The following is a 14,210-nucleotide window of genomic DNA, read 5'->3' on the forward strand; positions in this document are numbered from 1 at the left end:
TACAATGAATCAAGCAATTCGTGTGGGAGCTCATCAGCTGGCTGATGTCGTCGATTAAGGAGGTGATCCAGCCGCAGGTTCCCCTACGGCTACCTTGTTACGACTTCACCCCAGTCATGAATCACACCGTGGTAACCGTCCTCCCGAGGGTTAGACTAGCTACTTCTGGTGCAACCCACTCCCATGGTGTGACGGGCGGTGTGTACAAGGCCCGGGAACGTATTCACCGCGACATTCTGATTCGCGATTACTAGCGATTCCGACTTCACGCAGTCGAGTTGCAGACTGCGATCCGGACTACGATCGGTTTTGTGAGATTAGCTCCACCTCGCGGCTTGGCAACCCTCTGTACCGACCATTGTAGCACGTGTGTAGCCCAGGCCGTAAGGGCCATGATGACTTGACGTCATCCCCACCTTCCTCCGGTTTGTCACCGGCAGTCTCCTTAGAGTGCCCACCATAACGTGCTGGTAACTAAGGACAAGGGTTGCGCTCGTTACGGGACTTAACCCAACATCTCACGACACGAGCTGACGACAGCCATGCAGCACCTGTGTCAGAGTTCCCGAAGGCACCAATCCATCTCTGGAAAGTTCTCTGCATGTCAAGGCCTGGTAAGGTTCTTCGCGTTGCTTCGAATTAAACCACATGCTCCACCGCTTGTGCGGGCCCCCGTCAATTCATTTGAGTTTTAACCTTGCGGCCGTACTCCCCAGGCGGTCAACTTAATGCGTTAGCTGCGCCACTAAAATCTCAAGGATTCCAACGGCTAGTTGACATCGTTTACGGCGTGGACTACCAGGGTATCTAATCCTGTTTGCTCCCCACGCTTTCGCACCTCAGTGTCAGTACCAGTCCAGGTGGTCGCCTTCGCCACTGGTGTTCCTTCCTATATCTACGCATTTCACCGCTACACAGGAAATTCCACCACCCTCTACCGTACTCTAGCTTGCCAGTTTTGGATGCAGTTCCCAGGTTGAGCCCGGGGCTTTCACATCCAACTTAACAAACCACCTACGCGCGCTTTACGCCCAGTAATTCCGATTAACGCTTGCACCCTCTGTATTACCGCGGCTGCTGGCACAGAGTTAGCCGGTGCTTATTCTGTCGGTAACGTCAAAATTGCAGAGTATTAATCTACAACCCTTCCTCCCAACTTAAAGTGCTTTACAATCCGAAGACCTTCTTCACACACGCGGCATGGCTGGATCAGGCTTTCGCCCATTGTCCAATATTCCCCACTGCTGCCTCCCGTAGGAGTCTGGACCGTGTCTCAGTTCCAGTGTGACTGATCATCCTCTCAGACCAGTTACGGATCGTCGCCTTGGTGAGCCATTACCTCACCAACTAGCTAATCCGACCTAGGCTCATCTGATAGCGCAAGGCCCGAAGGTCCCCTGCTTTCTCCCGTAGGACGTATGCGGTATTAGCGTTCCTTTCGAAACGTTGTCCCCCACTACCAGGCAGATTCCTAGGCATTACTCACCCGTCCGCCGCTGAATCCAGGAGCAAGCTCCCGTCATCCGCTCGACTTGCATGTGTTAGGCCTGCCGCCAGCGTTCAATCTGAGCCATGATCAAACTCTTCAGTTCAATACTGCTTGGGTTTTTAAGAAACCCTAAACTTGGCTCAGCAATCTCAAATGACTACTATGATTACTCATGTGTCACTTGTGATGCTGATAATCTATCTGACTATCAGTCCAAACTCACAAGCACCCACACGAATTGCTTGATTCAAGTTGTTAAAGAGCGGTTGGTTGAGAAGCTTTCGTCTCAACCGAGGCGCGCATTCTACGCTGTCCTCGTTGTCTGTCAAGCGTTTATTTTGAAGTTTTTTTCGATCTGGTGTCTGTCGACACCGTGATCACTTCATGTTGCGCTTGCCCCGCTGCAAGTGCATCGCTGCGGGAGGCGAATAATACGTCATTCACAGACAGTGTCAACCACTGCATTGAAAATATTTCCAAATCCCTGGGTCGGGCCCAGGCAACTATTCAAGGCCGCTCTGATCTGTACCTACAGCCCACCTGCAGAGCGAACCCTCCATGAACGATGAACACGAAGAAAAGACCCCCGGCCTCTCGGCCGATGAAGAGCAGGAAGCCTCTCACAACCAACCCCCGCGTGCAGCCGTGCTGCACGAGATCATCCGCACCCAGGGCGACCACGAGCTCGAGCGCCCCGTCGCAGCCCTCTGGTGGTCGGCGCTGGCCGCAGGGCTGAGCATGGGGCTCTCGTTCATGGCGATGGGCCTGTTCTCGGCACGCCTGCCAGACGGCGAGAGCAGTCATGTGATCGCCAGCCTCGGCTACAGCGCGGGGTTTCTGGCCGTCATCATCGCCCGCCAACAGCTGTTCACCGAGAACACCCTCACGGCCGTGCTGCCCCTGATGAGCGCTCCGACCTTCAGCAACCTCGGACGCCTGCTCAGGCTGTGGGGCGTGGTGCTGGTCGGCAACCTGGCCGGCACGTTGCTGGTGGCCTGGGTCATGCTCGAGCTGCCGATCTTCGACGCCAAGACCGACGCGGCCTTCCTCGACATCGGCCGCAAGGTCATGGAGAACGACATCGCCCAGATGTTCGCCAAGGGCATCATCTCGGGCTGGATGATCGCCACCATGGTCTGGATGATCCCGTCCATGGAGCACGCCAAGATCTGGATCATCGTGCTGATCACCTACCTGATGGCCCTGGGCGACTTCACCCACATCGTGGTCGGTTCGGTCGAGGTCTCCTACCTGGTCTGGGCTGGCGAGCAGACCTGGAGCGACTTCTGGCTGCAGTTCGCCTTGCCGACCCTGGCTGGCAACATCATTGGCGGCAGCTTCATCTTCGCGCTGATCAGCCATGCGCAGGTTCGCAGCGACAGCGAGCAGCCACCCTCGCGTGACGGCAAGACACCCGAGGCGCCCAGGACCCAGCGTAACCGTGATACGACCGAAGGCGCGTCGCGCAAGCCATGACGCTCACGCATGGGCAGTCGCCGGACCCGGCTGCCCATGCACCTTTGCAATCCCCCTTCCCCTCCCCTCTTTCCTCTCCTCGACCGGCCGCCGATCGGTATCCCCTGGCATGCCGTCGTATTTTTTCGAATAGCCCATTCCTTGCTCGCTGCGTACCGCTATCATAGGCGGGCATGACGCAACGCCTCTTTCGCTGGAGGGCGGTCGTCGTCATCGACAGCGCTGCAACGTCGTGCCCTGTTCTAGGTATGCGGCGTGATTGGACCGGCCATGCCCTGGCCTCGAGGTCAAGCGATTCCCTATAGAAGTGCTCCTTAAACCGTTTGCCTGCAACGCGCGCCCGACAGCGCCCAGGGATTGACCTCGATCATGATCGACAACACGACCGGCAGTGGTCTTTCTTTCGTCAAGCGCATCTACCGGCCACGCATCGTCGGCAAGGTGCTTGGCCTGATCGCCGTCCTGGCTGCGTTCACCACGCTGACACTGCCCGACTGGGTCTGGGGACTGGTCCTCTTCAATGGGCTGGTCTGGCCGCACGTCGCCTATTACTGGGCGTCACGTGCCCTCGTGCCTTACAGGGCCGAACGACGCAACCTGCTGATCGACTCCTTGATGACCGGCTTCTGGATCGCCTGCATGCAGTTCAACCCTCTGCCCAGCCTGACCATCCTGTCGATGGTGACCATGAACAACGTGGCCGTGGGCGGCAAGCGCCTGGTGGCCCAGGGCATGCTCACGCAGTTGATCGGCATGACGCTGGGCGTCGCTTGCTTCGGCCTGAACCTGCAGCTCATCGTCACGCCCTACCAGGTCTATGCCTGCCTACCGATGCTGACGCTCTACCCGCTGGCGCTTGGCTGGGTGTCCTACCGCCTGGCCATCACGCTGTCCGAACACAAGCAGCGCCTGGGCATCCTGAGCCGTACGGACAGCCTGACCGGCCTGCTGAACCACGGCGCCTGGCAGAACCTGCTGAAGGTGGCGTTCCACCGCTGCCAGGCCAAGGGCGAACACGCCATCATCGCGCTGATCGACGTCGACCACTTCAAGCCGATCAACGACACCTTCGGCCATGCCGTGGGCGATACCGTACTGCGCACGCTGAGCCAGGAGCTCAAGGGCAACCTGCGCCCGACCGACCGGGCCGGGCGTTATGGCGGCGACGAGTTCTGCGTGTTGCTGCGTGACGTCACCGAAGCCCAGGCCTACCAGATCATGGACCGGGTGCGGCAACGCATCGCCAGCTACCATGACCCCTTGCTGCCTGAACTGCGCATCAGCCTGAGCATCGGGCTGGCCAGCTTCCGTGCCGATCTGGGCAGTGCCGATGCCTGGCTGGAAAATGCCGACAAGGCACTCTACACCGCCAAGCGCCAAGGCCGTGACCAGGTCTTCGCCCGCGCGCTGCCGCCACAACTGCGCCTGGTCAATCCAGAAGGATGACCCTGACCACCCGTCGAGGTGCTCGAGCAATCCCCTTCGCGCAGTGATGCACGTCAATACATCGCACGATGCCTGCGATTCGACCTGACCTCGCGCCCCGGCGCAGCGGCCTGCCGACTAGAATGTCTGGCATGGAGTCCGTCCTGACAACCTGCCAGGTAAGGTATGAGCATCGACATCGCAGCCGACATCGCAACGCTTGGGCGCATCACGGCGGTGCCCGCCATTCTGCAAGTCATTCACGAACAGACCGGCCTGCGCTTCGCGGCCGTGGCGCGGGTGACCGAAGACCGCTGGACCGCCTGCGCCGTACTCGACCTGCATCATGTCGGCATCCAGCCGGGTGACGCGCTGGACGTGACCACGACGCTGTGCCATGACATCCGGGCGACCCGTCGCACCATCGTGATCGACCATGCCCGCGAAGACACCCGCTATTGCCGCCATCAAGCTCCGCGCCTGCACGGCTTCGAAAGCTACATTTCGGTACCGATCATCCGCGCCGACGGACGCTTCTTCGGTACCCTGTGCGCGCTCGATGCACGGCCCGCCGCCCTGCGCGGTAGCGCCATCGTACCGATGATGGAGGCCTTCGCCCGGTTGCTGTCGATCCAGATCGCCAGCGAAGAGAGCGCGCAACGCACCGAACACGCCCTGCTCGAGGAACGCGCCATGGCCGACGTGCGCGAACACTTCATCGCCGTCCTGGGCCACGACCTGCGCAACCCGTTGTTCGCCATCAGCGCAGGCGCCGAGCTGTTGGCGCAACGCCTGAAAACGCCACGCGACGTGACCATCGCGCGCCATATCCAGACCTGCGGCAAGCGCGCCTCACAACTGGTACGTGATGTGCTGGACTTCGCCCGGGGGCGGCTGGGCGGCGGCATCGTGCTGGACATACGTCCCTGCCCGGACCTGGACAAGGCCATCGAGCATGTCGCTCTGGAACTGCACAGTGTGCATCCACAACGGGACATCCGCTTGTGCCTGCAGACCTTGCACGGCGTCCACTGTGACCGGGAGCGGATCATGCAGTTGCTGTCCAACCTGATCGCCAATGCCCTCACCCATGGCGCGAGCGATGGCCCCATCACCGTTCAGGCCGAGGTCGAGGACGAGGTGCTGCGCATGAGCGTGCACAACCAGGGCGAACCGATCCCGACCGCCATCCTGGCACACCTATTCCAGCCGTTCACCAGCCCCGTCGATGGCAAACCCCGGCAAGGTCTGGGCCTGGGGCTCTACATCGCCAATCAGATCGCCATGGCCCATGGGGGGCGCCTGAGTGTCGTCTCGACCCAGGAAGCCGGAACAGCATTCACCTTCACCCTGCCACTGACGCAGGCACTGCCCCAGGCCAGCGACACTCCCTCCTCGACCGATGCCGAGGACCATCACAGTCCGGAACGCTCGGCGCTCTGATGCACCCGCACGCTGGCGGTCATGCCCGCGCTGAGCACCGTGCCCGTCGGGACCTGCTCGAGCCGAATGCGCACCGGGATACGCTGCGCCAGGCGCACCCAGTTGAACGTGGGCTCCACCTCGGCCAGCAATTGGCCGTCAGGCGTCGTGTTGCGGTCGTTGATCCCCCGGCTGATGCTGTCGACACGGCCGGGGATCGGCTCGCCTGCGCTCATCAGCCACACCTGCACCGCGTCGCCCTCGTGCACACGTGGCAGCTTGGTTTCTTCGAAGTACGCCTGCACATAGAAGGTGGCATCGTCCACCAGCGCCATGACCGACTGCCCTGCCGTGGCGTAGTTGCCCTGTGCCAGGCGCAGGTTGGTGATGTGCCCTGCCCTGGGCGCTCGCACATCGCTGCGCGCCAGGTTGATCTTCGCCAGCTCCAGGTCCGCCTGGGCCTGGTGCAGTTCGCCGCGGGCGATGGCGGCAGTGATCTGCGCGTTCTCGCGGGTCTCGGCACTGATCGCCTCGGCGCCCAGCGCCACCCGGCGAGCGGCTTCGCGTTCGCGCAGGCGCGCTTGCTGCGCGCGCGTCTCGACCACGGCCTTGGCCTTGTCCACCGCCGCCTGGAAGCGCTCCCGATCGATGCGCATCAACAGCTCGCCGGCCTTGACCGGTTGGTTGTCCCGCACTCTGAGTTCGCTCACCCAGCCCGACACGTCCGGCGCTATCACGACCACGTCGGCGCGCACCCGTGCATCACGGGTCCAGGGGGTGAGCATGTAGTACTGCCACAGCTGGTAGCCGGCGAACAGGGCGACGATCACGACACACACGGTGACCAGGACACGGGCGGTCATACGCATACAGGCTCCTTAGCGATAACTCGGCAGATGGACGATCAACGACAACACACAGACGAACAGCGCCGTGTCGAACAACGCTTCGTGCCAGATCCAGCGCCCCACTACCGTGGCCTGCACCAGCAGACGCAGCGCGCCGGTCACCACCAGGGCCAGCACCACATCCAGCAGAAAGGGGCTGATCAACACCCCGCCCACTGCCCATTCACGCAACTCCATCCTCGACCTCCTGCCAACGGCACCAACGGGCCCAACTGCTGCGCAACTGCATGACGGCCCCTTCGGCCAGGCGTAGGGCATCGCTCGACGGTTGTCGCTGCAGCGCGTCGAGCAGCTGCGTGCTGGCCGCGTCGAGGCGGTCTGCCTGATCGGGGGCAGGGCCTGCGGCCAAAGTATCGCGCACCTGCTCCAGGTATCGCTGCTCGGCCCCGGCCAACGGCGCCTGGGCGATGGCCAGGCACATGCGCAGGTGCACCAGCTCGTCGCCGATATCCAGGCCATGCAAGCCGTCGTCCCACCGACGCCGCTCGACGTCAGGCAGCTCGTGGGCGTGCCGCGCCAGCAGCATCAGGCGATCGGCCATGCGCCCGCCGAACCAGCCATCGGCGCTGCGCAGGTCGCGCCGGGTGAGCCTGACCAGGTCGCTCTGGGTCGCCGCGCGCAGACGGCGACGCAGCCAGTTGGGGTGGCGCAGCACTACCAGCTTGAAGGCCAGCACGGCGGCGCTCACCCCCATCAACATGGCCAAGGCGCTGTTGAGCATGGTTTCGACGCTGAACTGCATCGCGTTGAGCGGCGCCACCAGCACGATGAAGTGCAGGCAGAATGACGTGGCGGTCGGCCCGGTGCGCGGGTTGGCCATGCATAACGCGCCGAGAAACAGGGGCACGCCCAGGCCCAGACACAACAGGGCGAAGCCGCTCCACTGCGGCAGCAGGATCTGCCCGACGAAAAAGGCGCTCGGAATGGCCAGGGCGATGCCGCGCAAGAAGCTCAAGCCGATCTGCGCGCCGTTCTCGCGGCTGGCGAACAGGCTGCAGACCACGCAGGTCAGTACCAGTCCACCGATGGCCGACGGCCAGGCCGTGGCCAACCAGAACGTGCACATGGTCAAGAAGGCCAAGGCGCTGCGTGCACCGAACAGCAAGGCGAGCGGCGGATCGCGGTGCGCCGCCAGGCCTTCGACGACGCCCTTGGGCGCCCTGCCCGCCTCCACGTCGACCAGGGCCTGATGCGCGGCCAGGACCTTGTCCAGCAGCAGCGCCAGACGCGCCAGGCAATAGTGCTCGGTGGCGCTGACCTGCTCGTCGTGCGCCGCATCCCGGATACGCTGCCCGAGCAAGGACAGGTCCGCCACCTGTGGCGTCGCCAGGTGGTCACGCACCGTGTCCAGCCACGGCGCCAGACGCGCGGCTTCATGCTCGTCGAGCTGCCGCCATTGGCGACGCACCGAGCGGGCCACCCGCAGCAGCACCATCAACTGCTGGCTCAGACCGCCGATGGCCCGCTCCCGCTGACGCCCACGCAAGCCTTCGAAACCGGCATGCTCACGCTGGGTGTCGATCGCCACGATGCGCCCGAGGATTTCCAGCAACCCCTGACGCGCCTGCTCGTCGCCTGCCAGCACCGCGCTGGCTGCACGCAATCCTGCGTCCCAGGCCTGACGCGCCTGGTCGGCCAATTGCTGTTCGACATGCATGGGCCAGAGCAGCGCACTGGTCAAGGTGGCGCAGACGATGCCCAGGCTGATCTCGGTGCAGCGCGCGACCGCCTGATCGAACACTTGCAGCGGGTTAGAGGTGGCCGGCAAGGCAATGATCGCCGCCGTGTAGCCTGCCAGCACGAAGGCATAGGCCCAGGCACTGCGCAACTGCGTGGAGGTGGCCGTGCAGATCGCCAACCAGGTGGCCAGGCTCAGCAGGAACAGCCAGGGCGTCTGGGCGAACAAGGCGATCAGCAGCACCGCCATGCCGGTCCCGGCCACCGTGCCGGCCAGCCGCGCCAGGCCTTTCTGGATCACCATGCCGGACAGCGGCTGCGCGACCACGAAGGCCGTCATCAAGGCCCATGACGGCTGCTCCAGCTCCAGGCGCATCGCCAACCACAAGGCCAGGCCGCCCCCGAGCACGGTCTTGAGCGCGAACTTCACGGCAGTGGCGGTGGGCGCGAACAGCGCCTGCAAGGTGATCGGCACGGCGGGGAACCCTGGACGTCCATGGGAATGATCCATAGACAGCGGCATCGCGCAGAGGGTCGATCTTCAGCCGATGAAAACGGCACGCAAAAAAAGGGGCAACCGAAGTTGCCCTAAATGCCTTGCGTGCCCTTGTACCCGGGCGCATCGACAGCACGGTTGCCGTGGGTGCGCGCGCGTGAAACAGTCCGGATCGGCGACAGCCTGTCCCGTGAGCCGAAGGTGCCATGGTGGGCACCCGTCGCCGTCCGATGAGTGCAAGGTAATCGATCCGTATGCGCGCGCCATTGATCAGGGTCAATGGTCGCGATGACGTCGCCGCGCCAAGGGCAGGTATTCAACCTTTGCGGGGCTTGCCCTTGGGCTTTTTCTTCTTCTTCGACGTACCCAGGGGCATGGCCTGCTCGAAGGCCTGGCGCATGTCGTCCAGGCGCTTGTCGTTGAGGTCATGGACACGTTTGGCGCGCTCGGCACCGAAGTCGATGAGGTTATCCTGGCTCATGGCATGGTCGTTCTGGCGGGACAGGTGCCCATGATGAAGCGGCGTGTCGGGGCTGACCAGCCCCGGCTCAGATTTCGATGTCCACCAACAGGCCTTGACGCGGGCTGTCTCCGGTCAGCGGCACGACCGGCACGGTGTTGTCGGCATTGAGTTCGTCGCCCGGCACGGCGCTGTAGCGTTCCTCCCGCTCACGCTGGCGCCGCCCTTGCTGCTGACGTTGCTCTTCGCGCAGCAGGTAGGTCTGCTCATCGGGATCGCGCTGGTTCTTCAGGTCGATGGTGCTGTCGCCGGCGCCCGGCTGCACGGCCACCACGGGCGCGATGGCCGGCGCCTGCCTGGGTGGGTCGAGCTGCGACGTGACGGGCACGGCGCTGAGCGGAATGATGGGTGGCAGCATGAGGGCTCTCCTGTTCACCACTGTATCGGCCTGTCAGCCGTGCACTTGAGTGTGCACCGCGCGCCGCGCCGACGCGAGCGCTAATCGAAACGGTCCGATGAGCCGGCTCAACGGGGGTCGCCGTCGTCCTGCTCGTCGGACACGCTGCCGGTCTCGCTCCAGGGCCGCTTGTAGATGGTCTGCCAGACCTCGTCCAGGTGCGCTCGGAACACGTCCGGGGCGGTCTTGAACGAAGCGCTGTCGTGCCGCTCACCACCGATGGGTTCCTCGGCCGCCGGCACGATCAGCGACTCGCCGGTGAGGGTATAGCGGGCCTCGCCCTCGCGCATCTCGAGCGTGATGTCGTGGGGGTCGATGCCACCGCCGCAGAATGCGTGGCTGGCCACGGTCGTTTCGGCGCGCCCGTTGCCGTCCAGGTCGCTCACGCCGCTGACATCGCCGTAGAAATCCACGTCCAGGTCGAGCCCGGCGCAGGTGGTCTCCTGCTCGGTCTGCCAGCGCGGCGTGAAGCCTGCGCCCTCGTGCCGCTCGTACAGGGTCGTGCGCAGCACCACCTTGTCCACTTCCTGTTCGGTTTCGGGATCGGTGGCCTGCCCGTCCACTCGGCTCAGGACCAGCAACCCTTCGCCGTCGATGTCGCGAAAGTGCACGCTCTTGATCGGCGCTCGCACGCCCAGCACTTCCAGTTGTTCGACCGGAACCGGCTCGAGCACGTCGAAACGTTTCTGTTCGCACCCCGCCAGCAGCGCGAGGCCGCTCAAGGCGAGTGCGAGGGGCAACGCAGCGGGGGAAGCGGACATGGCGAAATCACCCTTTCGATCAGCATGGCATTCGTCGATGAAGTGGCCAGAGGCTTTGGTCTGCATCGGCTATCCGTTAAGATAGTCGGCTTTTCATCGCGGGAGTCAGGCAGTATGGCGCAGCAGTATCAACCGGGGCAACGCTGGATCAGCGACAGCGAAGCCGAGCTAGGCCTAGGCACCGTTCTGGCGCAAGACGGTCGCCTGCTGACCGTGCTCTATCCGGCCACCGGCGAGACCCGTCAGTACGCCCTGCGAAACGCACCGCTGACCCGCGTGCGCTTCTCCCCCGGCGACCAGATCACCCACTTCGAAGGCTGGAAGCTGACCGTCCGCGAGGTCGAGGACCACGAGGGCCTGCTGGTCTACCACGGCCTGGACCAACAGAACCAGCCGCGCACCCTGCCCGAAACCCAGCTGTCGAACTTCATCCAGTTCCGCCTGGCCAGCGACCGCCTGTTCGCCGGCCAGATCGACCCGCTGCCCTGGTTCTCGCTGCGCTACAACACCCTCGAGCACATCAGCCGGCAGATGCAGTCCCCGCTGTGGGGCCTGGGCGGCTATCGGGCACAACCGATCGCCCACCAGCTGCACATCGCCCGCGAAGTGGCCGACCGGATCGCGCCTCGGGTACTGCTGGCCGATGAAGTCGGCCTGGGCAAGACCATCGAGGCTGGCCTGGTGATCCATCGCCAGCTGCTGTCCGGGCGTGCCAACCGTGTGCTGATCCTGGTGCCGGAGAACCTTCAGCACCAGTGGTTGGTGGAGATGCGCCGACGCTTCAACCTGCAGGTCGCGCTGTTCGACGCCGAGCGCTTCATCGAAAGCGATGCCAGCAACCCCTTCGAGGACACCCAGCTGGCCCTGGTGGCGCTGGAGTGGGTGACCGAGGACGAAAAGGCGCAGGACGCCCTGTTCGCCGCGGGCTGGGACCTGATGGTGGTCGACGAGGCTCACCACCTGGTATGGCACGAGGACCGGGTCAGCCGCGAGTACGCGCTGGTCGAGCAACTGGCCGAAGTCACGCCAGGCGTGCTGCTGCTGACCGCGACCCCCGAGCAGCTCGGGCAGGACAGCCACTTCGCCCGCCTGCGTCTGCTGGACCCCAACCGCTTCCATGACCTGCACGCCTTCCGTGCCGAAAGCGCGCACTACCGCCCGGTGGCCGAAGCGGTTCAGGAGCTGCTGGACGAGGGTCGTCTGTCGCCTGCTTCCCAGACCACCATCCACGACTTCCTCGGCGCCGAGGGCGATGCCTTGCTCGCGGCCGTGAATGCCGGCGACAGCCAGGCCAGCGCACGCCTGATCCGCGAACTGCTCGACCGCCACGGCACCGGCCGGGTCCTGTTCCGCAACACCCGTGCGGCCATCCAGGGCTTCCCCGAGCGCGAGCTGCACGCCCATCCGCTCCCCCTGCCCGAGCCCTACGGTGACCATCCCGAGCAGGTTGGCGACGGCCTCTACCCGGAAGCGGCCTTCCAGGCGCCGGAGACCAGCGACGATGCGCGCTGGTGGCGGTTCGACCCACGGGTCGAGTGGCTGGTCGACACCCTCAAGCAGCTCAAGCGCACCAAGGTCCTGGTGATCTGCGCCCACGCCGAAACCGCCATGGACCTGGAAGACGCCTTGCGCGTGCGCTCCGGTATCCCTGCCAGCGTGTTCCACGAGGGCATGAGCATTCTCGAGCGTGACCGCGCCGCTGCCTACTTCGCCGACGAAGAGTTCGGTGCCCAGGTGCTGATCTGCTCGGAAATCGGCAGCGAAGGGCGCAACTTCCAGTTCGCCCACCACCTGGTGATGTTCGACCTGCCGGCCCACCCCGACCTGCTCGAGCAGCGCATCGGCCGCCTTGACCGGATCGGCCAGAAGCAGGTGATCCAGCTGCACGTGCCGTACCTGCTCGACAGCCCGCAAGCACGGCTGTTCCAGTGGTACCACCTGGCCCTGAATGCCTTCCTGGCCACCTGCCCGACCGGCAACGCCTTGCAGCACCAGTTCGGCGAGCGCCTGCACGACCTGCTGCACGGCGGCGACGACAGCGCGTGGGACGCGCTGATCGAGGAGGCCCGTGGTGAGCGCGAGCGGCTCGAGGCCGAGCTGCACAGCGGCCGTGACCGTCTGCTGGAACTCAACTCCGGTGGCGCAGGCGAAGGCGAAGCCCTGGTCGAGGCGATCCTCGAACAGGACGATCAGTTCGCCCTGCCGATCTACATGGAGACCCTGTTCGATGCGTTCGGCATCGACAGCGAGGACCATTCCGACAATGCGCTGATCCTCAGGCCCAGCGAGAAGATGCTCGACGCCAGCTTCCCCCTGGGCGACGACGAAGGCGTGACCATCACCTACGACCGTGACCAGGCGCTGTCTCGCGAGGACATGCAGTTCCTCACCTGGGAACACCCCATGGTGCAGGGCGGCATGGACCTGGTGCTGTCCGGCTCCATGGGCAACACGGCCGTGGCGCTGATCAAGAACAAGGCGCTCAAGCCCGGCACCGTCCTGCTCGAGCTGCTCTACGTCAGCGAAGTGGTCGCCCCGCGCAGCCTGCAGCTGGGCCGTTACCTGCCGCCTGCCGCGTTGCGTTGCCTGCTCGATGCCAATGGCAACGACCTGGGCCCGCGGGTGGCCTTCGAGACACTCAACGATCAGCTCGAAAGCGTCCCCAGGGCCAGCGCCAACAAGTTCATCCAGGCCCAGCGGGACGTGCTGTCCAAGCGCATCGCCGCCGGCGAGGAGAAGGTGCTGCCCCGTCATGAGGCCCGTGTCGCCGAAGCGCGCCGTCGCCTGGGTGACGAGGCCGACGAGGAACTGGCACGCCTGATCGCCTTGAAGGCCGTCAACCCGAGCGTGCGTGACAGCGAGATCCAGACGCTGGGCAAGCAGCGCGACGATGGCCTGGCCATGCTGGAGAAGGCTGCGCTGCGCCTGGAGGCGATTCGCATCCTGGTGGCAGGCTAGGCCGCATCGTCAGGCCTTGGAACACCCGCCCGGGGTTCCAGGGCCTGACGCCCGCTCCAGCACCCGCTCACCTGTTACCGACCTCGAGCTGCAAGGGCTCGACTGTTACCGAGCGCCACTTAAGGGGGCAGATCACTGCACCTTGAAGGTGCCGGCCTGCCCCAGGCTGCACCCATAGTGTGCGCTCAACGCTGTTCCTGGTTGTCCTGCACCAGCACGAAGGGCGACACGACCACGGCCCACAGCTGAGGATCGCGTTGCTGAAAATCCAGCGCCTGCTCTACGGCCAGGGGTCCGACGGTGCCGGCCTCCCGCCAGGCGGCGAATGCTGCGTGGTGGTTTTCGGCCATGGCGGCTGCGACTTCGATCAGGTCCAGCGAGGGGTCGACCCAAATCAGGTCACCTTTGGCCCAGAAGCGCTCCAACGCTTTCCATTCGATGGTGGCGGTCTCACCCAGCAGTTTGGCATAGAGGGTGCTTGTTCGATCAGTCATGGCTAGGTATCCGGCAGGGGTCCGTTTGTTTCGAAGCGGCGGATTGTCCCAGAAAAACTTGGTTTCAAATACGGACGAACGGCTTTGGCGCGGTTTTACGGGGCGATGCAGGGGTTATCCGGTGGGTAATGGCGTTTTAATGTACGTTCATGTCGATCAGGCGACACCCTCGAGCCAAGCCTTCAAA

The 14,210-nt window shown here is 64.1% G+C and carries 11 protein-coding genes and 1 rRNA gene; 4 read left to right on the forward strand and 8 right to left on the reverse strand.

Annotation, left to right across the window (positions count from 1 at the left end):
* Positions 1-55 precede the first annotated feature (55 nt).
* Positions 56-1,592: ribosomal RNA gene (locus tag G7Z99_RS05090) — 16S ribosomal RNA — on the reverse strand.
* A 455-nt stretch (positions 1,593-2,047) separates the two neighbouring features.
* Here G7Z99_RS05090 and G7Z99_RS05095 point away from each other — a divergent pair.
* From G7Z99_RS05095 to G7Z99_RS05105, 3 genes are all read left to right on the forward strand, one after another.
* Positions 2,048-2,965, forward strand: coding sequence for a formate/nitrite transporter family protein (locus tag G7Z99_RS05095; RefSeq protein WP_181092504.1), 918 nt, complete (start codon positions 2,048-2,050; stop codon positions 2,963-2,965).
* Positions 2,966-3,334: 369 nt separating this feature from the next.
* Complete coding sequence (locus tag G7Z99_RS05100) at positions 3,335-4,411, forward strand: diguanylate cyclase (protein ID WP_181092505.1); 1,077 nt, start codon at positions 3,335-3,337, stop codon at positions 4,409-4,411.
* A 165-nt stretch (positions 4,412-4,576) separates the two neighbouring features.
* Complete coding sequence (locus G7Z99_RS05105; RefSeq protein ID WP_181092506.1) at positions 4,577-5,833, forward strand: GAF domain-containing sensor histidine kinase; 1,257 nt, start codon at positions 4,577-4,579, stop codon at positions 5,831-5,833.
* Here the strand turns inward: G7Z99_RS05105 and G7Z99_RS05110 are convergent.
* The 6 genes from G7Z99_RS05110 to G7Z99_RS05135 form a co-directional block, all read right to left on the reverse strand.
* Positions 5,806-6,681 (reverse strand): efflux RND transporter periplasmic adaptor subunit, encoded by an 876-nt coding sequence (locus tag G7Z99_RS05110; protein ID WP_181092507.1) that lies wholly within the window; start codon positions 6,679-6,681, stop codon positions 5,806-5,808. The two genes, G7Z99_RS05105 and G7Z99_RS05110, sit on opposite strands and share 28 nt — an antisense overlap.
* Before the next feature lie 9 nt (positions 6,682-6,690).
* Positions 6,691-6,897: a DUF1656 domain-containing protein gene (locus G7Z99_RS05115; RefSeq protein WP_181092508.1), complete on the reverse strand. Its 207-nt coding sequence runs from the start codon at positions 6,895-6,897 to the stop codon at positions 6,691-6,693.
* Positions 6,884-8,872: an FUSC family protein gene (locus tag G7Z99_RS05120; RefSeq protein WP_181092686.1), complete on the reverse strand. Its 1,989-nt coding sequence runs from the start codon at positions 8,870-8,872 to the stop codon at positions 6,884-6,886. Before G7Z99_RS05120 ends, G7Z99_RS05115 begins: the two co-directional genes overlap by 14 nt.
* A gap of 337 nt (positions 8,873-9,209) precedes the next feature.
* Complete coding sequence (locus G7Z99_RS05125; RefSeq protein ID WP_181092509.1) at positions 9,210-9,374, reverse strand: hypothetical protein; 165 nt, start codon at positions 9,372-9,374, stop codon at positions 9,210-9,212.
* Between the two features lie 67 nt (positions 9,375-9,441).
* Positions 9,442-9,771 (reverse strand): aspartate-semialdehyde dehydrogenase, encoded by a 330-nt coding sequence (locus G7Z99_RS05130; protein ID WP_181092510.1) that lies wholly within the window; start codon positions 9,769-9,771, stop codon positions 9,442-9,444.
* 107 nt (positions 9,772-9,878) lie between these two features.
* On the reverse strand, positions 9,879-10,571 hold the full coding sequence (locus G7Z99_RS05135; protein WP_181092511.1) for a M949_RS01915 family surface polysaccharide biosynthesis protein: 693 nt from the start codon (positions 10,569-10,571) through the stop codon (positions 9,879-9,881).
* A gap of 114 nt (positions 10,572-10,685) precedes the next feature.
* Here G7Z99_RS05135 and rapA point away from each other — a divergent pair, with 114 nt between their 5' ends.
* Positions 10,686-13,529 carry an RNA polymerase-associated protein RapA gene (gene rapA, locus G7Z99_RS05140; RefSeq protein WP_181092512.1) on the forward strand — a complete coding sequence of 948 codons (2,844 nt, stop codon included), beginning with the start codon at positions 10,686-10,688 and terminating at the stop codon, positions 13,527-13,529.
* A 185-nt stretch (positions 13,530-13,714) separates the two neighbouring features.
* Here the strand turns inward: rapA and G7Z99_RS05145 are convergent, their stop codons facing one another.
* On the reverse strand, positions 13,715-14,023 hold the full coding sequence (locus G7Z99_RS05145; protein ID WP_181092513.1) for a DUF2288 domain-containing protein: 309 nt from the start codon (positions 14,021-14,023) through the stop codon (positions 13,715-13,717).
* Between the last annotated feature and the right edge of the window lie 187 nt (positions 14,024-14,210).

Source organism: Pseudomonas entomophila (assembly GCF_013523165.1).
Lineage (GTDB): Bacteria > Pseudomonadota > Gammaproteobacteria > Pseudomonadales > Pseudomonadaceae > Aquipseudomonas > Aquipseudomonas entomophila_A.